Below are 24,624 nucleotides of genomic sequence, written 5' to 3'. Positions count from 1 at the left end.
TCTCGGCTCTTACGAGGACCTGCGCGTCTGGATTCCTCCCCGCGCGGAAATGACGGTTGGGGGCGGTCGTGCGCTTCACATCATCCCCGGCTTGAGCACGATCTTCGTCACGTCATTCTGCTGATCGTGGAACATCTTGTATCCCTCCGGCCCCTTCTCCAGCGGCATGCGGTGGGAGATGAGGAAGGTGGTGTCGATCTTCTCCTCGAGGATCGCGGTCAGCAGCGCGGGGAGGTAGCGCTGGACATGGGTCTGCCCGGTCTTGAGCGTCAGCCCCTTTTCCATGAACGCGCCGAGCGGCCATTTGTCGACGAACCCGCCATAGACCGCCGGCATCGAGACGCGCCCGCCCTTGCGGCACGCGATGATCGCCTGCCGGTTGGCATGCGCGCGATCGGTGCCCGTGAAGGTCGAGACCTTGATCTGGTCCAGCACGTTGTCGACGAAGAAGCCGTGCGCCTCCAGCCCGACGCTGTCGATCACCGCATCGGGGCCGATCCCGCCGGTCATTACCATCAGCGCCTCATAGACCGCGCTTTCCTCGAAGTTGATCGTCTCCGCACCGAATTTCGCGGCCAGCTTGAGCCGGTTGGGGAAGTGATCGATCGCGATCACGCGCTCCGCGCCCATCAGGAACGCCGACTGGATCGCGAACAGCCCGACCGGGCCGCAGCCCCATACTGCAACCGTATCACCGGGTTCGATGTCCGCGTTCTCCGCCGCCATCCAGCCGGTCGGCAGGATGTCGGAGAGGAACAGCACCTTGTCGTCCTCGACCCCGTCGGGGATCACGATTGGGCCGACGTCGCTGAACGGCACGCGGACATATTCGGCCTGACCCCCGGCATAGCCGCCGGTCATGTGGCTATAGCCGAACAGCCCGGCCATCGGCTGGCCGTACAGCTCCTGCGCGATGTCCTGATTGTCGGCGGGCAGCCCGTTGTCGCACGCGGAGAATTGCTGCTTGGTGCAATGATAGCAGCTGCCGCACGAGATCGTGAACGGCACGACGACGCGCTGGCCCTTCTTGAGCGTCGACTTCGCGCCGACCTCGACCACCTCGCCCATGAATTCGTGGCCAAGGATGTCGCCCGACTGCATCGTCGGGATGTAACCGTCGTAGAGGTGGAGGTCCGAGCCGCAGATCGCGGTCGAGGTCACCTTGATGATGCAGTCGCGCGGGTTGACGATGCCGGGATCGTCGACGGTATCGACGCGGACATCGTGCTTGCCGTGCCAGGCGATCGCTTTCACAGCCCCATCTCCTCGAATTGCTTGGCGTTCATCGCGGGGGTGGCGATCTCGCCGGTTTCCAGCAGCTGCTTGAAACGGCGCAGGTCGCGGCGCGCCTGGATCGCGGGCTCGCGCTGGAACATCTTGGCGATCACCTTGCCAATCACGCCGGCGGGCGGGTCATAGTCGATCGTCGCGACGATCACCGTGCCGCGCGCACCAGCGTCGCGGAACTCGACATAACCGCGGTTGGGGATCTCCGCGCCGGGCTCGCTTTCCCAGGCGAGCAGCTTGCCGGGGACCTCCTCGGTGATGCGGGCGTCCCATTCGACATTGCTGCCGCCGGGCGCCTTGACGACCCAGTGCGAGCGGCGTTCGTCATGCACGTCGATTCGCACGACATTCTCCATGAACGCGGGCCAGGCGGCGAAGTCGCGGAAGCGTGAGTAGACTTCGGCGACGGGCTGGTTGATCGTGACGGCGCGGGCGGCAAGCGCGGTCGGCTTGTCGTGTTTGGCGGCGGCGAGCGGGGCGTCATCGGCCATGGCGGCTCCTTTCCTGTCGCGCCGTCAATGGCCGGTCGGGGGAGGGCGTTCCGTGGAAAAGCCGTGCGTTGATCTGGGTCAGTGAGGTTGCCGCTTCACCGTCATCCCCGCGCGGCGGGGATCCAGAACCTTCGAGGTCTGCGCTTCTAGCGATGAACCTGCGCGTCTGGATTCCCGCCTTCGCGGGAATGACGACGTGGTTACGGGTTCCCCTTGCCGCCGTGCGCGCCGACCGCAGTGCCGGTCGAGAAGCTCGTGCCGTCCTCCGCCAGCGCCACATAAAGCGGCGCCAGTTCGGCAGGCTGGCCGGCACGGCCCAGCGGCGTGTCCTGTCCGAACTCACCCATCTTGCCCGGCAACTGCCCGCCCGCGACCTGCAACGGCGTCCAGATCGGGCCGGGCGCGACCATGTTGACGCGGATGCCCTTCTTGGCGAGCTGCTTGGCGAGCCCCTTGGTGAAGATCAGGATCGCGCCCTTGGTGCTGGCATAATCGAGCAATTCCTCGCCGGGGTCGTAGCTGTTGACCGAGCCGGTGTTGATGATGACCGACCCCGGCGGCATCGACGGGATCGCCGCCTTGGCGATGCGGAACATCGCGAAAATGTTGGTCTCGAACGTGCGGACCATCTGCTCGTCGCTAATTTCGGAGATGTCGGCCTTGCTCTGCTGATAGGCGGCGTTGTTGACGAGCAGGTCGAGCCCGCCGAGCTGGCGCACCGCGTCGGCGACCAGCTTCGTGCAGGCTTTCTCGGTGCGAATGTCGGCGGGGAGCAGCACCGCCTTGCGCCCGGCCTGTTCGATCAGCGCCTTGACCTCGCGCGCGTCGGGCTCTTCGGTCGGATAGTAATTGATCGCGACGTCGGCGCCCTCGCGCGCGAAGGCGATCGCGGCGGCGCGGCCGATCCCGCTGTCGCCGCCCGTTACCAGCGCCTTGCGCCCGGTCAGCCGGCCCGAGCCGCGATAGCTGGTCTCGCCGCTGTCGGGACGCGGGGTCATCTCGCCCTGCAGCGCGGGCCAGGGCTGGCGCTGCTCGGGGAAGGGCTGGCTGGTGTATTTCGTCCGCGGATCGCGGAGCGGCACCGGAGCGGCTGGACCTGCGCCGGCCTGTGCCGCTGCGCTGGCCGCGCCGCCGAAGGTAAGTCCGGCCGCGGCTGCGCCGCCCAAGATGGTGCGGCGCGTGGTGCCCTGATCGTCCATGTCGCAAATCTCCCGGTATCCGGGCGCGAACGGGCGGGACGATCAGAGGTTCACCGGTATCGCGTTGATCGCGGTCAGAAACGATAGGCGATCGTCCCCTGCACGACACGGCGGTTGCCGTACCAGCACCACGCGTAATTGGCGAAGCACGAGGTGATATAGGTCTTGTCGAACAGGTTGGAGGCGTTGACCGAAGCGGTCAGCCCCTTGAGCGACGGGCTCAGCCGCTCGAGATCGAACCGCGCCCACGCGTCATAGACGGTGTAGGACGGGCTGTTGAGCGGCGCGGCGGCAGCGGGGTTCTCGGGCGGGGTATAGACGCCGGCATAGACCTCATCGACATGCCGCACCGCGCCGCCCAGCGCGAAGCCGTGGAAGGTGCCGCGCTCGGGCGCCCAGTCGAGGATCAGCGACGCGCCGCCGCGCCCGACCGTCTCCAGCCCGCGCCCGACGCGCGACGGGTCCTGCGGGTCGCTGGTCACGCGGACGCGCTGGCGGCTGTACGCCGCGCGGGCGGTAAAGCCGAGCCCGAGCGGCGCACTGCCCTCGAACTCGACACCGGTCGAGCGCACTTCGCCGGTCTGGCGCGAGATCGAGAAATCGGGGGTCGAGGTGACGACATTGGTCTGGTCGATGCGGAACCACGCGCCCGACAGCAGGATCGGCGTGCCGGGCACACTGAACTTCGCGCCGGCCTCGATCTGCTTGCCAAACGACGGGTCGGCGATCCCGAGTGTCCCATCGCCGCGCCGGACCGTCGACGACTGCGGCTCGAACGAGGTCGAATAGCTGACATAGGGCGCGAGACCGAAGGGCAGGGTGTAGAGCGCCGCGGCGCGCCACGTGAACCTGTCGTCCTTCTTCGGGATGCCGCCGTTCTGCTGGCTCCATGCCCAGTCCTGCCGGCCGCCGAGCGTGACGCGCAGCGCGCCGACCTCGATCTGGTCCTGCGCATAGATGCCCTGCTGACGGAGCCGCGCTGTCAGGTTGAACCGACTCTGGTCGCCCGGCACTTGGCCTGGTGTCCGCGGAACCGTCATCGTCCCATAGACAGGGTTGTAGACGTCGAGCGGAGTCCCGGTCCCGAACTTGCCGTCCTCGGTCGAATGCGCGACCTGCCGGTCGACGCCGAACAACAGCCGGTGCGTCACCGGCCCGGTGCGCACGATCCCGGCAAGCTGATTGTCATAGGTCCAGTTGTTCAGTTCCTCGTCGGTCGCATAGCTGGCACGATTGTAGACGCGCGTGCTGCCCGCCACCGGCGTGCCGCTGACATAGACGAGCCCAAGCTGCGCGGTGACGTTCTGGTAACGGCCCGACGAACGGAAGCGCCAGCCGCCGCCGAAATCGTGCGTGAAGATGTACGTCCCCGCCGCCTGCTCGCGCTGGTAGCGGTTGCCCGCCTCGCCACCGTCGAAGCGCGTCGAAAGCTTGCCGTTGGGGTTGTCGACCAGCGTGCCCAGCGCCGGGAAGACGCCATAGGCGCCGTTGTGCGGATCGTGCGAATAGGTGCCCAGCAGGGTGAAGGTGGTGCGCGAGCCGTTGCCGATCGTCACCGCGCCCGACACCGTCTGCCGCTCGCGCCTGGCGAAGCGCTGCTGCGTGTCGCTGCCGTTCGCGCTGCCATAGACGCGCCACAGCACGTCGCTGGTGCTGCCGCCGACATCGGCATCGACCCGATAAAGGTCGTACTCGCCATAGGTGCCCGCGACCGACCCATAGAGCGGCAGGTCGACCGGCAGCTTGCTCGACTGCGCGATCAGCCCGCCCGGGCTCGACTGGCCGTAGAGCGTCGAGGCCGGGCCCTTGAGTACCTCGAAGCGCGCCAGTCGCGACACGTCGACCTGCGGGATCGCATAGCCGGTGGTGCTGCCGAACTGCTTCAGCCCGTCGAGGAACACCGGCGCGTCGAAGCCGCGCAGCTTGAACTGGTCGTAGACCTCGGCGCTCGATCCGCGCGTCTCGGGGGTGACGCCCGCGACGAAGCGCAGCGCCTGGTTGAGGTTCTGGAGCCCGAGCGCCTCGATCTGGTCGCCGGTGACGACGGTGATCGACTGCGCGGTCTCGGCGAGCGGCAGCGCCGATTTGGTGCCGGCGCTGGCGAGGTCGGGCGCCTGCCGGCCGGTCACGATCACGTCGTCGGGCGTGGTGGTGTCGCTACGCTGCTGCGCCGCCGCCGACGTGGCGGCGAGCAGGACGGCGAGGGTGAGGAAGCTGCTGGAATGACGGACGGACATGGAGACCCCTTTGAATGCAGGGGCCTTTATCGACAGTGCGAGTGAGTATCAATAACCTTTGTCGTCGCCGGGCTATTGTTGTGCTGTCGCTCCTGCGCAGGCAAGAGCCTATGTCTGTGCCGTGCAGCGCACGGTGACATCGGCGGCCGACCTGCTGTGTCAGCTGGTCCGCCTCACGATAGAGACATGGGTCCCTGCCTGCGCAGGGCCGACGATCCGTAACGAACGCGCGCCACACACCAGACATGAGAAGAGGTTGCCGAACGCCCGCGAACGGACGCCCGACAACCCCTTGACATGGTCAGCGGCCGGAGAGCTCCAGCCCGGGAGACCATGTTGGCCTCCAGAAAACGCCGGTCCCGCTACGTTGAAGGGAGGAAGCATCCTCCCGCAGCGGGGCAGCGAGTCCTAGAAGCGCATCTCCCGAACGAACTGAACCGACCCCATTGCTGAACCATGAGACATCGGATCACCTCCTTTCGCTGGTTGATAACAGTTGCGACCGCGTAAGCCGCATCCGTTATGTGAGACGAATGCGGATGCGATACAAGGCTTGTAATGCGTCCGGTTCTGGACGAACATTCCAGACTTCGCGCCCCGGTTCGCCACAGTGGATCAGCCGCGGCAATCCTCGATCACCCGGCCGACTTCCGCCCAGGGCGGCAGCACCAGCGGCGGCGTGCCCGGCTGTTCGATCGTGAAGCGCCCGCGCGTGAACGCCATCGCATCGAGCAACCTGTCGTCGAGCGCGAAACGCGCCACAACCTGCGGGATCGCCCCGGTGGCGAGCTGCGTCGCGACGCTGCGCGACATCGCGCTCGTGCGGATCGTGAAGGGCATCGCGCTGTTCCCCGGCCGCGAGAGCAGCAGCGCGCGCGCGGCGCGGTCGCAGCGCAGCTCCGCCGCGGGTGCCTGCCCGGTCACGCCATAGCGGGCGATTGGGCCGGCGGGCGCGCGCGTGTAGCGCCACGCACCCGGCGTCCACGGCCAGTCCTGCCAGTCGGCGACCGGCGTCGGTGCGGGGAGCGGTGCCGGTGCAGGCGCCGGCGTCGGCGTCGGGGCGGGCGCGACCGGGGCCGGCGGTGCGGCGCGCGGAACGCAGGCGGCGCTCGCCAGCACCAGCAGCGCGAGCGGAAGCGGGGAAAGATAGCGGGTCACCCGCGACGCTATGGCGGATCGCCGCCGCGCGCTCAACCGCCGTACCCGGAACCGCCGCACCGGGATGACGGTTCACCGCGCGAGATCGCTTAACATAGGAGTATCCGCGATGGCCGACGACGCGCCGACCCAGATCCTGGTGCAGTCCACCCTCAGCGACACGATGAAGGTCGACACGCGCGACGGCGATCATCTCGGCACCGTGCAGGCGTTCATGGTGCACAAGTCGACCGGGCGTGCAACGCATGCAGTGCTCAGCCTCGGCGGCTTTCTCGGCATGGGCAAGAGCTATTACCCGCTGCCGTTTTCGTTGCTGCAATTCGATCCGGTGCGGGATCGTTATGTCGTGACGATCGACCGTCGCCTGCTGGAGGGCGGCCCGAGCTGGGCGAACAACGCGCCGATCTTCGATCAGGCGTATGCCGATCGCGTCGCCAGTTATTATCAGGTGCAGGGCGAAAATCTCAACGTCGCATGAGGAGTGAGCCATGAGCGAGCGTAAGGAAAACGACGTCCAGGAAGCGGTCGAGGAACTGCTGACGGATCCGGATGCACCCGACAAGGGCAACAGCTCGCCGCCGCCGCAGACCACCGATGCGGAGCCGGCCGAGAAGCGCTGAGCCACCGCCCCGGACGTGATCGGGGAAAGGAAATAAATCGTTCTTTATTGCGAGCGGAGCGATACACGGCGTGCTGGTCCGGCACTGGCTTGCTTCGCTCCGCTCGCAATGACGGTAGTGTGCCGGGTCGATCAACGCGATCGAACAAGAAGAGGGATCCTGGACCAGGTCCGGGATGACGGCCTCACTGGCCAGCCGAGGGCTCCGCCACGATGATCCATTCGTGGTTCTCGACGATCCACGCCGGCACCGGGCGGCCCTCGGCATCGCGCGACGGGTCGTAACGGAAGCGGCGCTGGATCAGTCGGCAGGTGGTCGCGTCGAGCGTCGCATTGCCGCTGCTCTTCGTGACGTGACAGTCGCGCACGCGGCCGTCGCTCCAAACGAGGTACTTGACCGCTACCGTGCCTTGAAAGCCCGCGTCGCCGAGGTCGCGGGGGTAATCGGCGTCGGTCAGGCGGCCGCGCTTCCAGACCGGCGGCGTCTCGTCGCCCGGGCCACCGTCGCCATCGCCCCAGCCGCCGCTCCCGGTTCCGTCGCCGACGCCACCCGCGCCGGTGCCCGGCCCGACTTTGCTGGTCGCGCCCTGCGTTGCCTCGTTGCCCGCGAACGGCTTGAGCGCGACCGTGATCGGCGGCGGGGGGAGCGGCACCACGACGATCGGCGTCGGGGCGGCGATCTGCGTGGCCTGCGAGCGGATGTTGGGCGGGGCGGCGCGGCCCGAGGGGCGTGACGTGTGCGTGCGTTTTGGCACCACCTTGACCGGCGGTGGCGGCGGGGTCGCGATGCGGAACACCGCCAGCCCCTCCTCGACGCGTTGTGCGAGTGGCGCGCCGGCCAACCCGACGAACAGCGTCCAGCCGAGCGCCGCACACACCGCCGCGGCGGCGATGGCCGGACCGATCCGCTCGCGGGGAGGCTGCGCGTACATGGTGTGGGATATAGGGGCGGGTGGCTGAACCGGGAGTGATTGAGATCACTCGCCTTTGCGCCTTAACCCACCTCTCTCACGTCACCCCGGCGAACGCCGGGGCCCAGTTGGGTAACGTCGCCGCACTATGCGCAGCGGCCGTTCCGCTTCTTCTTCAGGCGCTCCGCGACTGGACCCCGGCCTTTGCCGGAGTGACCCTGAGATGAGGGTGACGGGAAAGCCTCTACCGTTTCCCGAACTTCCGCTGCGTCTTGCCGAAGCGCGTCTTGCGCGTCCCCGGCTTGCCCTCGTTGCTGCGCCCCATCAGCGGCAGCTTCTGCTGCTCGACCGGCAGCCCCAGCTCTTCCTGCTCCAGCGCACGGATCTCGTCGCGCAGCCGCCCGGCTTCCTCGAACTCGAGATCGGACGCGGCCTTGCGCATCTTCTTCTCCAGCTCCTCGATATACGCGCGCAGATTGTGGCCGACCATGTGCGGACGGTCCTCGTCAATCTCGACCGTCACCTGATCCTTCGACGCGACATGCGCGATGATGTCACCGATGCTGCGGCGGATCGTCGTCGGGGTGATGCCGTGTTCGCGGTTGTACGCCTCCTGCTTTTCGCGGCGGCGCGCGGTCTCGTTCATCGCGCGCTCCATGCTGCCGGTGATGCGGTCGGCATAGAGGATCACGCGTCCGTCGACGTTGCGCGCCGCGCGCCCGATCGTCTGGATCAGCGAGGTCTCGGAGCGCAGGAAGCCCTCCTTGTCGGCGTCGAGGATCGCGACCAGCCCGCATTCGGGGATGTCGAGCCCCTCGCGCAACAGGTTGATCCCGATCAGCACGTCATACACGCCCAGCCGCAGGTCGCGGATCAGCTCGATCCGCTCCAAAGTCTCGACGTCGGAGTGCATGTAGCGGACCTTGATCCCCGCCTCGTGCATATATTCGGTCAGATCCTCGGCCATCCGCTTGGTGAGCGTGGTGACGAGCGTGCGATAGCCGAGCGCGGTGGTCTTGCCGCATTCGACGATCAGGTCCTGCACCTGTTCCTCGACCGGCTTGATCTCGACCGGCGGGTCGATCAGCCCGGTCGGGCGGATCACCTGTTCGGCGAAGACACCGCCGGCCTGTTCCATCTCCCACGTGCCCGGCGTCGCCGAGACGCAGACGGTCTGCGGGCGCATCGCGTCCCATTCGTTGAAACGCAAAGGACGGTTGTCGATCGCCGAGGGCAGGCGGAAGCCATATTCGGCGAGCGTGATCTTGCGCCGGTGGTCGCCGCGCGACATGCCGTTGATCTGGCCGATCGTCTGGTGGCTCTCGTCGACGAACAGCAGCGCGTTTTCCGGAAGATATTCGAACAAAGTGGGCGGCGGTTCGCCGGGCAGGCGTCCGGTCAGGAAGCGGCTGTAATTCTCGATGCCGTTGCAGCTGCCGGTCGCGGCGATCATCTCGAGGTCGAAATTGGTGCGCTGTTCCAGCCGCTGGCGCTCGAGCAGCTTGCCCTCGATCTCCAGCTCCTTGAGCCGTTCCGACAGCTCGTGTTTGATCGCCTCGGTCGCCTGCTTCATCGTCGGGCCGGGGGTGACATAGTGCGAATTGGCGTAGATGCGGATCGACCCCAGGCTCGCCGACTTCTTGCCGGTCAGCGGATCGAACTCGACGATCTCCTCGATCTCGTCGCCAAAGAACGACACGCGCCACGCGCTGTCTTCATAGTGCGAGGGAAAGATTTCGAGATTGTCGCCCTTTACGCGAAAATTGCCGCGCTGAAACGCGGCGTCGTTACGCTTGTATTGCAGCGCGACCAATTTGCGGACGATCTCGCGCTGATCGACGCTCTGGCCTTTCTTCAGATCGAAGATCATCGCGGAATAGGTCTCGACCGAGCCGATGCCGTACAGGCACGATACCGAGGCGACGATGATCACGTCGTCGCGTTCGAGCAGCGACCGGGTCGCGGAGTGGCGCATCCGGTCAATCGACTCGTTGATGCTCGACTCCTTCTCGATATAGGTGTCGGAGCGCGGGACATAGGCCTCGGGCTGATAGTAATCGTAATAGCTGACGAAATATTCGACGGCATTGTCAGGAAAGAAAGACTTGAACTCGCCGTACAATTGCGCGGCGAGGATCTTGTTGGGGGCGAGGATCAGCGCCGGGCGCTGCATTTCCTCGATCACCTTCGCCATCGTGAAGGTCTTGCCCGAGCCCGTAACGCCGAGCAGCACCTGATCCTTCTCGCCGGCGCGCGCGGTGTCGACCAGCTCGCGGATCGCGGTCGGCTGATCACCCGATGGCTCATATTCGCTGACCAGCTTGAACGTCCTGCCGCCTTCGACCTTTTGCGGACGGGCGGGACGGTGCGGGACGAACGCCGCATCGGTTTCGGGCTCGGCAAGGTTGGTACGGATCTGGATCGCCATGCGCGGCAATATGGGCGCACCCGCCGCGCAGCGAAAGGGCGCGTTGACGGTGTGTTCCGTCTCGGCTACTGCGAGGCAATCGCAAATCGAGGTGATCCATGTACCGCTTCCTCGACCGACTGCCGCCGAACCTCGATGAGCATTTTCATTTCCTTACCGGCGCGATGCGGCAATGGACCGCCGCGGCGCGTGCCGGACGCTGTCCGTGCGCAGCGCTGGCGCCGGGGTTCGGCTGGCGCGGGGTGATGGCGGCGCTACCCGACTTTACGAAGCTGATGGCGTTGCTCGACGCGCACGCGCTGCGCTGGCTCCACTTCGGGATGCCGGGCGCGAAACACGTCACCGATGCCGAGGCGACGATGCTGGCGATGTTCGCCGCCGCGCTGGACGGCGACGGCACAGCAGCGCGCCGGATCGCCGCGACCCTGGTCGCCGACAGCGGCGCGCCGCGGATCGCCGAGGATCTCGCGACCGCCGCGGAATGGGTGGCGCTGCGCTTCGTCCAGGCGCCGCTGGCCCAGCGCGACTGATCCGCGCCGCCCGCGCCATCTTGCCCGCACCCAAGCCCAGCTATGGTTGACCCTTCCCGCGCCGCAACATAATGCGCGCCATTCGCAAGAAATCCTCATATCAGACCGGATCGCCGATGACCGACCTGCGTGCGCCAGTGCTTATCCCTGAATCGACCGCCTTCAACAGCGTGGCGGTCAAATGGGTGCGCCACTGGAACGAGCATCTGTTCAGCTTCGCGGTCGAGCGCCCAGCGTCGTTCCGCTTTCGCTCCGGCGAATTCGTGATGATCGGCCTGCCCGGTGAGGGCGGCACCGACGACAAGCCCGCCAAGCCGGTGATGCGCGCTTATTCGATCGCCAGCCCGGCATGGGCGGAGGAGCTGGAGTTTCTGTCGATCAAGGTGCCCGACGGCCCGCTGACTGAGCGATTGCAGGCGGTGGAGCCGGGCGATCAGGTCTATCTCGGCAAGAAGCCGACCGGCACCTTGGTGCTCGACGCGCTGCTCGGCGGCAAGCGGCTGTTCCTGCTGTCGACCGGCACCGGACTGGCGCCGTTCCTCAGCGTCGCGCGCGACCCGGACGTGTACGAGCGGTTCGACCAGGTCGTGATCGTCCACGGCGTGCGCCGCGTCAACGATCTGGCCTTCCACGACGAACTCAGCGCGCGGCTGGCCGACGACCCGTTGGTCGCGGACGATGCGGCGACGCGCTTCCATTACGTCCCCGCGGTCACGCGCGAGGATTTCCACACCACCGGCCGCATCCCGGCGCTGATCGAAAGCGGACGCCTGTTCGAGGGGCTGGAGGGCGAGCCGCGCTTCGATCCCGAGACCGATCGCGTGATGCTGTGCGGCTCGACCGCGATGATCCGCGAGATCGCGTCGATGCTCGAACATCTCGGGCTGACCGAGGGCTCGAACGCCAACCCCGGGCAGTTCGTCATCGAGCGGGCGTTCGTGGACTGAAGAAGGGGTGATTCACCACCGCTCGTGCTGAGGAGGCATTGAGCCTGTCGAAATGATCGGGTGAACATGCCCTAAGCATCCTGACCCGATCATCGTCTCGAAGTACGGTTGGCGCGCTGACCCCTCGAGACGAGGCTTCGACAAGATCAGGCTCTCCTCAGGGGAACGGACGGTGGTGGAATCGCGCACGGAACGCTAAACGCCTGCCATGCTCGACATGCGACCCGATTGCGAACGTTGCGGCGTGGACCTGCCGGCCGACGAAGGGGGTGCGTTCATCTGCTCGATGGAATGCACCTTCTGCGCCGACTGCGCCGACGCGCTCGACGAGACCTGCCCGAATTGCGGCGGCGAATTGCTCGACCGGCCAGCGCGGGTCGGCAAGACGCTGAAGACATACCCCGCCGCCGCCGAGCGGCGTTTCCCCTCATGACGATCGCGCGCGTCCTGATCGTCGCCGGGTCGGACTCGGGCGGCGGCGCGGGAATACAGGCCGATCTCAAGACCGTGACGATGCTGGGCGGCCACGCGATGACTGCGATCACCGCCGTCACCGCGCAGAATACGCGCGGCGTGGAAGCGGTGGCGGCGCTGTCGCCGGAGCTGGTGCGGCGGCAGATGACCTGCGTGGTCGAGGACCTCGGGGTCGACGCGGTCAAGATCGGGATGCTGGGTGGCGCCGCAATCGCGGCCGCGGTCGCCGACGAACTGGCGAGCGGCCTGTATGCCGCACCGATCGTGCTCGATCCGGTAATGGTCGCGACCAGTGGCGCGATGCTCGCCGATCCTGCGACGATCGCCGGCTTTGCGCGGCTGGCGCGGATGAGCACGCTCGTCACGCCCAACCTTCCCGAGCTCGCGGCGCTGGTCGACCGTGCGCGCCTCGATGCCGTCGATGTCGAGCCCGCCGCGCGCGACTATGCCGCGACGATCGGCGCGCCGGTGCTGGTCAAGGGCGGCCATGCCGAGGGCGAGACGGTGGTCGACCGGTTGATCGGCGCGGAAGGCGCCATCGCCGAATGGGCCAACCCGCGGATCGACACGCGCCACAGCCACGGCACCGGCTGCACGCTCGCCAGTGCGATCGCGACCGGGCTGGCGGCGGGGCTGACGCTCGAACCCGCGATCGCGCGCGCGATCCGCTACGTCCGCGCCGCGTTGCTGGCCGCGCCGGGGTTGGGGGCGGGGCATGGGCCGATGGGACATGCGCTCGGCGACGCACCGTTCGATCTGTGGGAGCGCGGATGCCCGGCCTGAAGCACGAGCGCGCCTGCCTACCGCCGGTCGCCGGAGTGGACGAGGCCGGGCGCGGGCCGCTCGCCGGGCCGGTGGTCGCCTGCGCGCTGGTGCTGCCCGCCAAAAGCGTCCCGCGCGGGATCGATGATTCGAAGAAGCTCTCCGCCGCCGAGCGCGCACGTCTCTATGCGCGGCTCACCGACTGCGCGGCGTTCGGCGTCGGGATCGTCGAGCCCGGCGAGATCGACACGCTCAACATCTACTGGGCGACGATGAAGGCGATGACGCTCGCGGTCGACCGGCTGGCGGAGGTGCTCGGCTGCGCGCCGGGGCATGTGCTGGTCGATGGCAACCGCCTGCCGCGCTGGGGCTATGCCGCGACCGCGATCGTCTCGGGCGATGCGCACAGCCGCTCGATCGCCGCCGCGTCGATCGTCGCCAAGCACACCCGCGACCAGATCATGATCGCCGCCGCCGAATCACATCCGCATTACGGATGGCACGCCAACAAGGGCTATGGCAGCGCGCAGCACCTCGCCGCGTTGCGCGAGCACGGACCGTCGCCGCTCCACCGCCGCAGCTTCGCACCGGTCGCGCAGTGCATTTTGCCGTTCTGAGTCGTTTCGGCCACACCACCACCGCTTGAGTCTGTCGAGTCGCCCGAGACTCAACATGTAGAAACGGACTCGTCTTGTTCCGCCTTGACAACGAGTGGAACACGGACTCGCTTCGCCGCACGACTCTTGACGGACTCGCGCTTTCCCGCCCTTTTGGGGCTCGCAGACGGGGAGCAGGAATTCGATGGGGGTCATGGAAAAGGTCGTGCGCGGGCGTCGCGCGACGCTGGCGGAGACGCCGGCGGTGTTGCCGCTCGACCAGATCCTGCGCGGCGATTGCATCGCGCAGATGAAGGCGCTGCCCGCGAAGTCGGTCGACATGATTTTCGCCGATCCGCCGTACAATCTCCAGCTCGGCGGCGAGCTGTTCCGCCCCGACGGCAGCCATGTCGACGCGGTCACCGACGAGTGGGACAAGTTCGACACCTTCGCGCATTATGACGCCTTCACGCGCGCGTGGCTGGCGGAGGCGCACCGTATCCTCAAGGACGACGGCACGATCTGGGTGATCGGCAGCTATCACAACATCTTCCGCGTCGGCGCGGCGGTGCAGGATCTCGGCTACTGGATCCTCAACGACATCGTGTGGCGCAAGGCCAATCCGATGCCGAACTTCCGCGGCACGCGCTTCACCAACGCGCATGAGACGCTGATCTGGGCGTCGAAGGGCGAGAAGGCCAAATACACCTTCAACTATCGCAGCATGAAGACGCTGAACGACGAGTTGCAGATGCGCTCGGACTGGGAATTCCCGATCTGCGGCGGCGGCGAGCGGCTGAAGAAGGACGGGGTGAAGGTCCACCCGACCCAGAAGCCCGAGGCGCTGCTGTACCGCATCCTGCTCGCCTGCACCAAGCCGGGCGACGTGGTGCTCGATCCGTTCTTCGGCACCGGCACGACCGGCGCGGTCGCTAAGCGGCTCGGCCGCCGCTGGATGGGGATCGAGCGCGAGGGCGATTATATCGCCGCCGCCGAGGAGCGGATCGCCGCCGCGCTGCCGCTCGACGAATCGGCGCTGGCGACGATGCAGAGCCCCAAGTCGCAGCCGAAGGTCGCGTTCGGGGTGCTGGTCGAGAACGGCTATCTCGCGCCCGGCACGATGCTGGTCGACACCAAGCGCCGCTGGCAGGCGATGGTCCGCGCGGATGGTTCGCTGTCGAGCCCGTGCGGCGCGAACGGGTCGATCCACAAGGTCGGCTCGACGGTGCAGGGCGCGCCGGCGTGCAACGGCTGGACCTTCTGGCATTACGAGGCCGAGGGCGCGCTCAAGCCGATCGACGCGCTGCGCCAGACCTACCTGCTCGCGACGCAGCCGTAATCCCGTCGCCCCTGCGCAGGCAGGGGCCGATGTCTCTGTCGTCGTGGAATGACGTCGACACATAAGCGTCGGCCATGTGTCCACCCGACACGATCGACGAAACAGCCATGGGCCCCTGCCTGCGCAGGGGCGACGGTGGCTTGTCAGGTGTGACGCTGGCGAAAGCTGCTGGACGCTGCTCTCGACATCGCTGTTCGCAACGCCTCCTTGCAAGTCGTCGCCCCTGCGCAGGCAGGGGCCCATGGCTCCATCGTCCGGGCATGACGCCGACACATACAACGGCGCTTATGTGTCCTGAGAAAGCGACCGAGCCGGCGGAAGCGAGTCGGGTTCCGCCACCCGCGCGAAGCCGCTACCGCGGACTCATGACGCTCCACCTCCGCCCGATCCATTTCACCGACGCGCCCTTCGCCTATCCGGACGGCCATGTCGCGCGGCTGGCGGGCGGGTTGCAGTGGTTCGCCGCCTACGAGGTAATCGAGCCCGCCGCCCGCCGCATCGTCGCCGTCGCCGACATCGCGCAGCTCGGCGCGCGCGCCGCGACGCTCCACGCGCGCATCACCGCGCCGCGCGCGCCATGGGTGCTCGGCGAGCGCACCCTGCGCTTCGACCAGCCGCAGGTCGCCGCGATCCTCAACGTCACGCCGGACAGCTTCTCCGACGGCGGCGCGCATGTCGACGATCCCGCCGGCGCGGCGTCGGCGGGCATGGCGATGGCCGCGGCGGGGGCGGCGCTGATCGACGTCGGCGGCGAGTCGACCCGCCCCGGCGCGGCGCTGGTCTGGGAAGAGGACGAGGCACGCCGCGTCGCCCCGGTGGTCGAGCGGCTGGCGCGCGCCGGGGCGCTCGCCTCGGTCGACACGCGCAAGGCGGCGGTGATGGAAGCGGCGCTGTCGGCAGGCGCGGCGATCGTCAACGACCTGTCGGCGTTGCTATGGGACGAACGCGCGCTGGCGATCGTCGCGCGCAGCGGCGCGCCGGTGATCCTGATGCACTCGCCCGATCCGAAGGCCGGCGGCCACGGTCGTCCGGGCTATCGGGACGTCGTCACCGAGGTGTTCGACTGGCTGGAGGCGCGCGTCGATGCGGTGGTCGCGGCGGGGGTCGACCGCACGCGGATCATGGTCGATCCAGGGATCGGCTTCGGCAAGTCGCTCGCCGACAATCTCGCCTTGCTCAACGGGCTGGCGCTGCTCCACGGGCTCGGCTGCCCGCTCATGCTCGGCGCGAGCCGCAAGCGCCTGATCGGCGCGCTCGACCATGAGGCACCGGTCGCCGCACGGCTCGGCGGCTCGGTCGCGCTGGCGATTGCGGGCGCGCAGGCAGGCGTGCAGGTGCTGCGCGTCCACGATGTTCCGGAGACGGTGCAGGCGCTGCGCGTCTGGCGCGGCCTGCGTGATCGCGCGCTCTCCGCGACCTCGTGACGGCAATGAAATGAAATGGTGAACGGAATTTCCTGATGCGCGTTAGCCGGCCATGATCGTTACCGCCGTACCCCGTCTCACCCAGATCGTTCGCGAGGTCTGGAAGCCGCTCGTCATCCTGTTCGTCTGGGACGTGATCGTCACCATCACCTATTTCGTGCTGCCGTTCCACGCCCCCGAACTGCCGCTGACCCTGTTCGGTTCGGCGCTGGCGCTGTTCCTCGGTTTCCGCAGCAACTCCGCCTATCAGCGCTGGTGGGAAGGGCGGTCGCTGTGGGGGCTGATGATCAACGCCAGCCGTAACCTGGCGCGTGCCGCGCGCAACTTCCTCCCCGATCCGGAGGCGCGCGACATGAAGCGCACGATCGTGCTGCGCCAGATCGCCTATGTGAACGCGCTGCGCTGCCAGCTGCGCAAGCAGAAGGTCGACGACGCGGTGCTGCGCTTCCTGTCGAAGGGCGAGGCGGACTTCGCGCTGTCCCGCACCAACACCGCGAACGGCATCGTCGACGGCACCGGCCGCCGCATCAACGAGGCGCGCGAGAAGGGCTGGATCGACACCATCCAGCAGACCTCGATGGAAAGCGTGCTGATCGACATCGCCAACGCGCAGGGCGGGATGGAGCGGCTCAAGAACACGCCGCTACCCAATCAATATCGCTTCTTCCCGACGATCTTCACGCACCTGTTCTGCATCCTGCTGCCGATCGGGCTGGTCGAGACGCTGGGCTTCGCGACGCCGCTCGGGTCGACCGTGGCGGGACTGATGTTCCTCGCGGTGCTGGCGATCGGTGACGATCTGGTCGACCCGTTCGCCAACACCGTCCACGACCTGCCGTTGATTGCGATGTGCCGCACGATCGAGATCGACCTGCTGCAATCGATCGGCGACGAAGCCCCCGAACCGATGGTGCCGGACAAGACCGGGGTATTGTGGTGAGATCGCTCTTGTTCGTCATTGCGAGCCAAGCGAAGTAATCGAGGGCGTCCTGATCCGGCGCTGGATTGCTTCGCTGCGCTCGCAATGACGAGGGACGGGCCTACAGCAGATATCCGCCGTCGCTCACCAACACCGTGCCGGTCACCAGCGCCGCAGCGTCGGACAGCAGGAACCCGACCTGCGCCGCCACCTCTTCCGGTTTGGCGTAGCGCCCGAGCGGCGTCGCCAGCGCGGCCAGCTCGGCGAACGCCGCGTCGCGACCGATTGCCGCGGCGCGCTCGGCGAACATCGGCACCGCGTCCCAGACCGGCGTCTCGACCCCGGCGGGCGCGATCGCGTTGACGCGCAGCCGCTGCGGCGCGCCTTCCTTCGCCGCGACCTTGACGAGCTGGATCAGCCCGGCCTTCGAGGCGCCATAAGCGGCGACGCCCGGCTCGGCCTTGATCCCCGCCGCCGACGCGACCGCGACGATCGCGCCCGCGCGGCCTTCCATCGCGCGCAGCACCGCACGCAGCGTCAGGAACGCGCCGTCGAGGTTGACCGAAAGGATCCGCCGCCATTCGGCGAACGATAGCGACCCGATCGCTCCCGCGCCCGCCACCCCGGCGTTGACCACCGCGCCGTCGATCCCGGTCAGCACTGCCGCCGCCTCGTCCCACAAGGCTTCGTCCGCGACATCGCCGGGCAGAAGGTCGAGCGTGCAGCCGAGATCGAGGCGCGCCAGCGCCGCGGCATCGCGGTCGGCGAGCACCAGCCGCGCCGCGCCGCCCGCCGCCAGATGCTGCGCGCAAGCGAGGCCGATTCCGGAGGCCGCCCCGGTGACGAGATAGGCGCGATCGGTATAGGGCAGGGTCATGCCCGTGATCGTGCCGTCGTCAGGCGGCGGTGTCGATCCCCAGTTCGTTGAGCTTGCGGTACAGCGTCGACCGCCCGATCCCCAGCCGACGCGCGACCTCGGTCATGCGGCCGCGATAATGGCCGATCGCCAGCCGGATGATGTCCGATTCGATTTCATCGAGCGGGCGCAGATGGCCGTCCGGTCCGAACAGCGCCACCCCCGGCATCTCGCCGCGCGTGCGCGGGGCGGGGCGGCTGCCCAGCGCCGCGATCTGCGGGAAGTCGGCGCGGGTCAGCGTGTCGCCCTCGCACAGCACCGCGGCGCGGAAGAGCGCGTTCTGCAGCTGGCGGACGTTGCCCGGCCAGTCGTAGAGCATCAACAGCGTCAGCGCATCGTCGCTGATCCCGAGCTGGCGCAGTCCGGGCTGGCGCGCGATCCGCTCCAGCAAATGGCGCGCGAGCGCGGGGATGTCGCTGGCGCGCTCGCGCAGCGGCGGGATCGGCACGGTGACGGCGTTGAGGCGGAAGAACAGGTCCTCGCGGAACCGACCCGCCGCAACCTCGTCGGCGAGCCGCTTGTTGGTGGCGGCGATCACGCGCACGTCGACCGCCTGCGCATGCCGCGCGCCGAGCGGCAGCACTTCGCCGCTCTGGAGCACGCGCATCAGCAGCGCCTGCGCATCGAGCGGCAGGCAATCGACCTCGTCGAGGAACAGCGTCCCGCCGTGCGCGGCGACGAAGCGGCCCTGCCGCCGCTCGAACGCGCCCGCGAACGCACCCGGCTCGTGCCCGAACAATTCGCTCGAAATTGTGTTGGCCGGCACGGCGCTGCAATTGACGGTGACGCGCTCCAGCGTGTTGCGCGGCGAGGCGGCGTGGATCGCCTCGGCGACCACTTCCTTGCCGACGCCGCTCTCGCCCTCGATCAGCACCGCGACCCGCGCGCGCGCCGCCTTGGCGGCGATCGACAGCGCGGCGCGGAAATCGGGGGCGGTGCCGACGATCTCGTCGAAGCCGAGCATTGCCGGGATCTTCTCGGTCAGCGGGCGCAGCTCGCCCCCGGCGGACGCGCCCACCGCCGCCTCCAGCGCGTGGAGCAGCCGTTCGGGGGCGAGCGGCTTGCTGAGATAATCGGTCGCGCCGGCGCGCATCGCCTCGACCGCGCTGGCGACCGAGGCGTGCGCGGTCAGCAGCAGGATCGGCAGCTGCGGGCGGTAGGCGCGCAATTGCGTGATGACCGGCGCAGGTTCGACATCCGCCTCGGCGTGGTGGAGCAGGATCGCATCGAGCTGCATTCCGTCCTCGGTGGCCAGCGTCGCCAGCGCGCCGGCGGCGTCCTCGGCCATGATCGTCCGCCAGCCACCGCGCGCGGCGATCGTCGCGACCACGCGCCGCTGCGCGGCTTCGGCGTCGATCAGCATCAGCAGACGTTGTCCGTTGCGCGTCATAGTCTGGCCCGGCCCCATGTTTCGTCCGATGCTGCCCTAGCGCCCTTGAGTAAAGGGGGACTTAAACCGGACAGTCATAAAGCGATCACCATATTGCCTGTTGCTGATTGCTTAACTAGTGTCTCAGCCACCGTTCAAGGTGAAGAGGATCATCATGGCCGAACCTGCCGATCTGAAGGTGCATGAGGCAACCTATACGAGCATGATCGGTCTGCTCAAATATGGGGCGGTGGCCTGTTTCCTGCTCGCATTCCTCGTCATCTGGCTCATCTCGTAGTCGCACGGTGAAGATCGCGGTCGTTCGGGAACAGGCAGCCGGCGAGCGTCGCGTCGCCGCCACGCCGGAGACGGTGAAGAAGTTCATCGCTCTCGGGGCGGCGCTGGCGGTCGAGGCGGGGGCAGGGGCCGCCGCGTCCTTCGCCGATGCCGATTATGCCGCCGCCGGCGCCACGATCGGCGACCGCGCCGCCACGCTGGCCGGCGCCGATATCGTACTGGGCGTCCAGGGGCCGGACCCGGCATCGCTCGCCGGGGTCGCACCGGGCGCGTGGGTGGTCGCGGGGCTCAATCCGTTTGGAGCCGGCGAGCATGGGCGCGCGCGGGTCGACGGCTATGCCGCCGCCGGGCTTGAGGCGCTGGCGATGGAGTTCATGCCGCGCATCACGCGCGCGCAGTCGATGGACATCCTGTCGTCGCAATCGAACCTCGCCGGTTACAAGTCGGTGCTCGACGCCGCCGCCGAATATGGCCGCGCCTTTCCGATGATGATGACCGCCGCAGGCACGGTCAGCGCCGCGCGCGTGTTCGTGATGGGCGTCGGCGTCGCCGGGTTGCAGGCGATCGCCACCGCGCGGCGACTCGGGGCACAGGTCTCGGCCACCGACGTCCGCTCGGCGACCAAGGAGCAGATCCAGTCGCTCGGCGCCAAGCCGATCTTCGTCGAGAACGTCGCCGGGATCGAGGGTGAGGGCTCGGGCGGCTATGCCGGGGAAATGTCGCCCGAATATCAGGCGGCGCAGGCCGAGCTGGTGTCGGCGCACATCGCGAAGCAGGATATCGTCATCACCACGGCGCTGATCCCCGGCCGTCCCGCGCCGCGGCTGGTCAGCGACGCGCAGCTTGCGTCGATGCGCCCCGGCTCGGTGGTCGTCGATCTCGCGGTCGAGCAGGGCGGCAATGTCGAGGGTGCGGTCGCGGGCGAGGTGGTCGAGCGCCACGGCGTCAAGATCGTCGGGCACTGCAACGTCGCGGGCCGCTTGCCCGCCGACGCCTCGGCGCTGTTCTCGCGCAACCTCTACAATTTCCTCTCGACCTTCTGGGACAAGGAACAGGGGCGGCCGGTGCTCGACGCCGAGATCGGCGACGCGATCCGGCTGACCCGCGACGGGAAGGTCGTCAACGCGCGGCTGCTGTCGTGAGGCGCGGCTGGGGGGCGCTGGCCGGGCTGCTGCTGGCGACGACGGCCACCGCGGCCGTGCCCGACAAGGCCGATCGTCAGGCGTTCTACGATCTCGTCGATCGCTACCAGATGTTCGTCGTGCCGCATTGCGACCCGGAGGTCATCAACGCCTATCGCGCGCAGCATGCCGCGCGCGACGCCGCCTTCGTCGAGTCGTTGCAGGGCACGAAGCTGGCGGGCATCTATGCGCGCGCGGTGTCGGATCGCGAGAAGCACGATCGCAGAACCGTCTACGACTGCCAGCGCGCCGTGGCGGTGCCGGCGGTCGCACCGCCGCCGCCGCGCACCGCGACGCAGCGCCGCCGCGCCGAGCGCGAGGCGGCGCGGCTGGTCGCGGCCGAGGCCAGGCGCGACCGCACCGAGATCTTCACCGAGGGCGACCGGATCTTCGCCGAGATGGTGGCGCTGCGCGACCGTACCGTCGCGGCGCCGCGCTGAAAGAAGGGGGCAGCATGGACTTCATCGCGATCCTGTCGATCTTCGTGCTGGCGTGTTTCGTCGGCTATTATGTCGTCTGGTCGGTGACCCCCGCGCTGCACACGCCGTTGATGGCGGTGACCAACGCCATCTCCAGCGTCATCATCGTCGGCGCGCTGATCGCCAGCGCGGCGGCGGGCAGCATCGGCGGCAAGTGGCTGGGGCTGCTGGCGGTCGTGCTGGCGAGCATCAACATCTTCGGCGGCTTCGCGGTCACGCAGCGGATGCTGGCGATGTACAAGAAGAAGGAGCGGCCGGCGGCCAAGTGACCGTCGCCCCCGCGAAGGCAGGGGGCCATGGCTGTCGAGTGGAAGAACAGGGTCTGACACAGACACGCGATCCATGTGCCAGACCGCTCGAAGTACGAGACAGACATAGGCCCCCGCCTGCGCAGGGGCGACGTAGAGCGGGGGGAGCATCGCCCTCCGGAGAGACACAGGCCCCCGCCTTTGCGGGGGCGACGTAGAGCGGGGGGAGCAGAGCCTAGTGCCACACGCCGTCAATCCATGGGTCGCCTTCGCGTACCTCGTCGCGGGCGTGTGCTTCATCCTCGCCTTGCGTGGCCTGTCGAGCCCGACCACCAGCCAGCGCGGCAACCGCTTCGGCATGATCGGCATGGGCATCGCGGTGCTGACGACGCTCGTCACGCACGTGCCGACGATCACCGTCCTGGTCGAAGGCTATGATTATGCGGCGCTGCTCTCGGCGATCGACACCGTCGCGGTGTTCGAGATCGTCGCCGCGATCGCGATAGGCGCGGCGATCGGGCTGACCACCGCGCGGCGCATCGCGATGACCGCGATGCCGCAGCTCGTCGCCGCCTTCCACAGCCTCGTCGGGCTCGCCGCGGTGCTGGTAGCCGCCGCCGCGTACCTCAACCCGGTCGCGTTCGGGATCGCACTGCCGGTGCTCACCCCCGATGGCGCGGTCGCGCTCATCAACCCGGTCAGCCGCATCGAGATGGGGCTGGGCGTCGCGATCGGCGCGATCACCTTCTCCGGTTCGGTGATCGCCTTCCTCAAGCTCAACGGCAACATGGGCGGCGCGCCGATCCTGCTGCCCGCGCGCCACGTCATTAACCTCGGCGTGCTCGCCGCGATCGTCGTGCTGGTGGCCTATTTCACGCTCGACCAGAGCCCGTGGGTGTTCTGGACGATCACCGCGCTCAGCTTCGCGATCGGCTTCCTGCTGATCGTCCCGATCGGCGGCGCGGACATGCCGGTCGTGGTGTCGATGCTCAACAGCTATTCGGGCTGGGCGGCGGCGGCGATGGGCTTCACGCTCCACAACAGCGCGATGATCATCACTGGCGCCTTGGTCGGCTCGTCGGGCGCGATTCTCAGCTACATCATGTGCCGCGCGATGAACCGCAGCTTCGTCAGCGTGATCGCGGGCGGGTTCGGCGCCGAGGCGGGCGGCGGCGGGGCAAGTGCCGCCAAAACGGATCGACCGTGGAAGCGCGGTTCGGCCGAGGATGCCGCCTTCCTGATGAGCCAGGCCGAGCAGGTCATCATCGTCCCCGGCTATGGCATGGCGGTCGCGCAGGCGCAGCACGTGCTGCGTGAAATGGCCGACAAATTGAAGGCCGAAGGCGTGCGCGTCAAATATGCGATCCATCCGGTGGCGGGGCGGATGCCGGGGCATATGAACGTGTTGCTGGCCGAAGCGAACGTTCCCTACGACGAGGTGTTCGAGCTGGAGGACATCAACTCCGAGTTCGCGCAGACCGACGTCGCGTTCGTGATCGGCGCCAACGACGTCACCAACCCGGCGGCGAAGACCGACAAGACCTCGCCGATCTACGGCATGCCGGTGCTCGACGTCGAAAAGGCCAAAACGGTGCTGTTCGTGAAACGTTCGATGGGCGGGGTCGGCTATGCCGGCGTCGACAACGACGTTTTCTACAGGGACAATACCATGATGCTGCTGGCCGACGCGAAGAAGATGGTCGAGGAAATCGTCAAGGCGCTCGACTGAGCCATGGCGACCCCGTTCGGCTTTGCCGGCGCGCGCACGACCCCGTTCGTGCTCGCGTCGATGGATGCGCGCGGCGGTGCGGCCGCGCAGGAGGCGATCGCGCTGATCGGCGGTGCGCTGAACGCGCATATCGCGCTGCACGACGCGCCCACGGCGCTGGCCGCGCTGCCTGACCCCGTGCCGGTCGCGGTGTTCGATCTCGACGGTGCGCCCGACGAACTGGCGCATGACGTGGCCGCGATCGTCGCGATGCTCGCGCAGGCGCAGGCGTGGCGGTGCGTCGTCGCGATGGGCGTGGCGCAGATCGATCTGGTGATCGCCGCGCTCGGCGATGCCGCTGACGAGGTGCATCTGCTCTGCGCCCCCGATCAGGCCGAGTGGATCGGCACGCTGGCGGTCGTGGCGGCGAGCGGCGCGGGCGTGGTGCGCGCGGCCGATGGCCAGCGCGAGGAACTCGCGCGGCTCAGCGCCGATGTCGCGCGCATCGCCGAGCTGCTGGCGCGGCTTACCGGCGAGACCGGTGGCGGGCGTGCCGAGGACCATCACCGCGCCTTCGCGCCGGCCCCCGCGAAGAGCGTCATCACCGCGTCGACCGTACGCGACGTGCTGCGCGCGCGGCGGCTGCGCGATCGCTTCTTCGGTGACGGGCTGTTCGAGGACCCGGCGTGGGACATGCTGCTCGACCTGTTCGCCGCGCAGCTGGAGGGCGCACGCGTCTCGGTGTCGAGCCTGTGCATCGCCGCCGCGGTGGCGCCGACTACCGCGTTGCGCTGGATCGGCAAGCTGACCGCCGCGCGGTTGCTCGTCCGTGCGCCGGACCCGGAAGACGGCCGCCGCGCCTTCGTGGCGCTTACCGACGCGGCGAGCGATGCGATGCACCGCTACGTGGCGACGCTGGCCGAGGCGCGGTTGCCGTTCGTGTGAGGGGATGGTGGGCGCTGACGGGTTCGAACCGCCGACCTACTCGGTGTAAACGAGCCGCTCTACCAGCTGAGCTAAGCGCCCGATGCGGTGTTCCCGCCGGAGCGCCTTCCATACAGCCGTCCGGTGGCGGATCAAGGGGGCCTGCCGATCCTTCAACCCC

The 24,624-nt window shown here is 68.1% G+C and carries 25 protein-coding genes and 1 tRNA gene; 16 read left to right on the top strand and 10 right to left on the bottom strand.

The window, feature by feature from the left end; translation table 11 throughout:
- Positions 1-75 precede the first annotated feature (75 nt).
- The 5 genes from FHS97_RS02655 to FHS97_RS02635 form a co-directional block, all read right to left on the bottom strand.
- Complete coding sequence (locus FHS97_RS02655; RefSeq protein ID WP_184032948.1) at positions 76-1,254, bottom strand: zinc-dependent alcohol dehydrogenase; 1,179 nt, start codon at positions 1,252-1,254, stop codon at positions 76-78.
- Positions 1,251-1,778 carry an SRPBCC family protein gene (locus FHS97_RS02650; RefSeq protein WP_184032946.1) on the bottom strand — a complete coding sequence of 176 codons (528 nt, stop codon included), beginning with the start codon at positions 1,776-1,778 and terminating at the stop codon, positions 1,251-1,253. The genes FHS97_RS02655 and FHS97_RS02650 overlap by 4 nt, the downstream gene beginning before the upstream one ends.
- Before the next feature lie 200 nt (positions 1,779-1,978).
- Positions 1,979-2,977 carry an SDR family oxidoreductase gene (locus FHS97_RS02645; RefSeq protein ID WP_184032944.1) on the bottom strand — a complete coding sequence of 333 codons (999 nt, stop codon included), beginning with the start codon at positions 2,975-2,977 and terminating at the stop codon, positions 1,979-1,981.
- Positions 2,978-3,051: 74 nt separating this feature from the next.
- Complete coding sequence (locus FHS97_RS02640) at positions 3,052-5,214, bottom strand: TonB-dependent siderophore receptor (RefSeq protein WP_184032942.1); 2,163 nt, start codon at positions 5,212-5,214, stop codon at positions 3,052-3,054.
- 615 nt (positions 5,215-5,829) lie between these two features.
- Positions 5,830-6,372: a hypothetical protein gene (locus tag FHS97_RS02635; protein ID WP_184032940.1), complete on the bottom strand. Its 543-nt coding sequence runs from the start codon at positions 6,370-6,372 to the stop codon at positions 5,830-5,832.
- Positions 6,373-6,481: 109 nt separating this feature from the next.
- Between FHS97_RS02635 and FHS97_RS02630 the strand changes: the two genes are divergently transcribed.
- Complete coding sequence (locus FHS97_RS02630) at positions 6,482-6,850, top strand: PRC-barrel domain-containing protein (protein ID WP_184032938.1); 369 nt, start codon at positions 6,482-6,484, stop codon at positions 6,848-6,850.
- A gap of 10 nt (positions 6,851-6,860) precedes the next feature.
- Positions 6,861-6,992 carry a hypothetical protein gene (locus FHS97_RS17605; RefSeq protein ID WP_281391592.1) on the top strand — a complete coding sequence of 44 codons (132 nt, stop codon included), beginning with the start codon at positions 6,861-6,863 and terminating at the stop codon, positions 6,990-6,992.
- A gap of 184 nt (positions 6,993-7,176) precedes the next feature.
- On the opposite strand, the gene FHS97_RS17600 is transcribed toward FHS97_RS17605, so the two are convergent.
- Positions 7,177-7,923, bottom strand: coding sequence for an energy transducer TonB (locus FHS97_RS17600; protein WP_184032936.1), 747 nt, complete (start codon positions 7,921-7,923; stop codon positions 7,177-7,179).
- Positions 7,924-8,146: 223 nt separating this feature from the next.
- Complete coding sequence (gene uvrB, locus FHS97_RS02620) at positions 8,147-10,330, bottom strand: excinuclease ABC subunit UvrB (protein ID WP_184032935.1); 2,184 nt, start codon at positions 10,328-10,330, stop codon at positions 8,147-8,149.
- A 98-nt stretch (positions 10,331-10,428) separates the two neighbouring features.
- On the opposite strand from uvrB, the gene FHS97_RS02615 reads away from it, so the two are divergent.
- From FHS97_RS02615 to FHS97_RS02580, 8 genes are all read left to right on the top strand, one after another.
- Entirely contained in the window at positions 10,429-10,860 is a 432-nt protein-coding gene (locus tag FHS97_RS02615) for a hypothetical protein (RefSeq protein ID WP_184032933.1), read from the top strand.
- A gap of 116 nt (positions 10,861-10,976) precedes the next feature.
- Complete coding sequence (locus tag FHS97_RS02610; protein WP_184032931.1) at positions 10,977-11,807, top strand: ferredoxin--NADP reductase; 831 nt, start codon at positions 10,977-10,979, stop codon at positions 11,805-11,807.
- Positions 11,808-12,015: 208 nt separating this feature from the next.
- Positions 12,016-12,240 (top strand): DUF1272 domain-containing protein, encoded by a 225-nt coding sequence (locus FHS97_RS02605; protein WP_184032929.1) that lies wholly within the window; start codon positions 12,016-12,018, stop codon positions 12,238-12,240.
- A complete protein-coding gene (gene thiD / locus FHS97_RS02600; protein ID WP_184032927.1) occupies positions 12,237-13,064 on the top strand; it encodes a bifunctional hydroxymethylpyrimidine kinase/phosphomethylpyrimidine kinase in 828 nt (275 codons plus the stop codon). The genes FHS97_RS02605 and thiD overlap by 4 nt, the downstream gene beginning before the upstream one ends.
- Positions 13,052-13,660 carry a ribonuclease HII gene (locus FHS97_RS02595; RefSeq protein WP_184032925.1) on the top strand — a complete coding sequence of 203 codons (609 nt, stop codon included), beginning with the start codon at positions 13,052-13,054 and terminating at the stop codon, positions 13,658-13,660. The genes thiD and FHS97_RS02595 overlap by 13 nt, the downstream gene beginning before the upstream one ends.
- Before the next feature lie 184 nt (positions 13,661-13,844).
- Complete coding sequence (locus FHS97_RS02590) at positions 13,845-14,978, top strand: site-specific DNA-methyltransferase (RefSeq protein WP_184032923.1); 1,134 nt, start codon at positions 13,845-13,847, stop codon at positions 14,976-14,978.
- A 365-nt stretch (positions 14,979-15,343) separates the two neighbouring features.
- Positions 15,344-16,402, top strand: coding sequence for a dihydropteroate synthase (folP, locus tag FHS97_RS02585; protein WP_184032921.1), 1,059 nt, complete (start codon positions 15,344-15,346; stop codon positions 16,400-16,402).
- Positions 16,403-16,454: 52 nt separating this feature from the next.
- The gene (locus FHS97_RS02580; protein ID WP_184032919.1) at positions 16,455-17,342 is read left to right on the top strand and encodes a bestrophin family protein; all 888 of its coding nucleotides are present in this window, start codon (positions 16,455-16,457) and stop codon (positions 17,340-17,342) included.
- A 100-nt stretch (positions 17,343-17,442) separates the two neighbouring features.
- Here the strand turns inward: FHS97_RS02580 and FHS97_RS02575 are convergent, their stop codons facing one another.
- Together FHS97_RS02575 and FHS97_RS02570 are read right to left on the bottom strand one after the other, a co-directional pair.
- On the bottom strand, positions 17,443-18,198 hold the full coding sequence (locus FHS97_RS02575) for an SDR family NAD(P)-dependent oxidoreductase (protein WP_184032917.1): 756 nt from the start codon (positions 18,196-18,198) through the stop codon (positions 17,443-17,445).
- 19 nt (positions 18,199-18,217) lie between these two features.
- Entirely contained in the window at positions 18,218-19,627 is a 1,410-nt protein-coding gene (locus FHS97_RS02570; protein ID WP_184032916.1) for a sigma-54-dependent transcriptional regulator, read from the bottom strand.
- A gap of 154 nt (positions 19,628-19,781) precedes the next feature.
- On the opposite strand from FHS97_RS02570, the gene FHS97_RS02565 reads away from it, so the two are divergent.
- The 6 genes from FHS97_RS02565 to FHS97_RS17205 all read left to right on the top strand — a co-directional run bounded on the left by FHS97_RS02565 (position 19,782) and on the right by FHS97_RS17205 (position 24,464).
- A complete protein-coding gene (locus FHS97_RS02565) occupies positions 19,782-19,904 on the top strand; it encodes an aa3-type cytochrome c oxidase subunit IV (RefSeq protein WP_184032915.1) in 123 nt (40 codons plus the stop codon).
- A gap of 7 nt (positions 19,905-19,911) precedes the next feature.
- On the top strand, positions 19,912-21,045 hold the full coding sequence (locus tag FHS97_RS02560; RefSeq protein ID WP_184032914.1) for a Rossmann-fold NAD(P)-binding domain-containing protein: 1,134 nt from the start codon (positions 19,912-19,914) through the stop codon (positions 21,043-21,045).
- Entirely contained in the window at positions 21,042-21,524 is a 483-nt protein-coding gene (locus FHS97_RS02555) for a hypothetical protein (protein ID WP_184032913.1), read from the top strand. Before FHS97_RS02560 ends, FHS97_RS02555 begins: the two co-directional genes overlap by 4 nt.
- A 14-nt stretch (positions 21,525-21,538) precedes the next feature.
- The gene (locus tag FHS97_RS02550) at positions 21,539-21,832 is read left to right on the top strand and encodes an NAD(P) transhydrogenase subunit alpha part 2 (RefSeq protein ID WP_184032912.1); all 294 of its coding nucleotides are present in this window, start codon (positions 21,539-21,541) and stop codon (positions 21,830-21,832) included.
- Positions 21,833-22,049: 217 nt separating this feature from the next.
- Complete coding sequence (locus FHS97_RS02545; protein ID WP_184032911.1) at positions 22,050-23,540, top strand: NAD(P)(+) transhydrogenase (Re/Si-specific) subunit beta; 1,491 nt, start codon at positions 22,050-22,052, stop codon at positions 23,538-23,540.
- A gap of 3 nt (positions 23,541-23,543) precedes the next feature.
- On the top strand, positions 23,544-24,464 hold the full coding sequence (locus tag FHS97_RS17205) for a winged helix DNA-binding protein (RefSeq protein ID WP_221233066.1): 921 nt from the start codon (positions 23,544-23,546) through the stop codon (positions 24,462-24,464).
- A gap of 5 nt (positions 24,465-24,469) precedes the next feature.
- Here the strand turns inward: FHS97_RS17205 and FHS97_RS02535 are convergent.
- Positions 24,470-24,545, bottom strand: a tRNA-Val gene (locus FHS97_RS02535).
- Between the last annotated feature and the right edge of the window lie 79 nt (positions 24,546-24,624).

The organism is Sphingomonas endophytica (assembly GCF_014199415.1).
In the GTDB taxonomy this organism is placed as follows: domain Bacteria; phylum Pseudomonadota; class Alphaproteobacteria; order Sphingomonadales; family Sphingomonadaceae; genus Sphingomonas; species Sphingomonas endophytica.
This window is presented reverse-complemented; position numbering and strand designations above follow the sequence as displayed.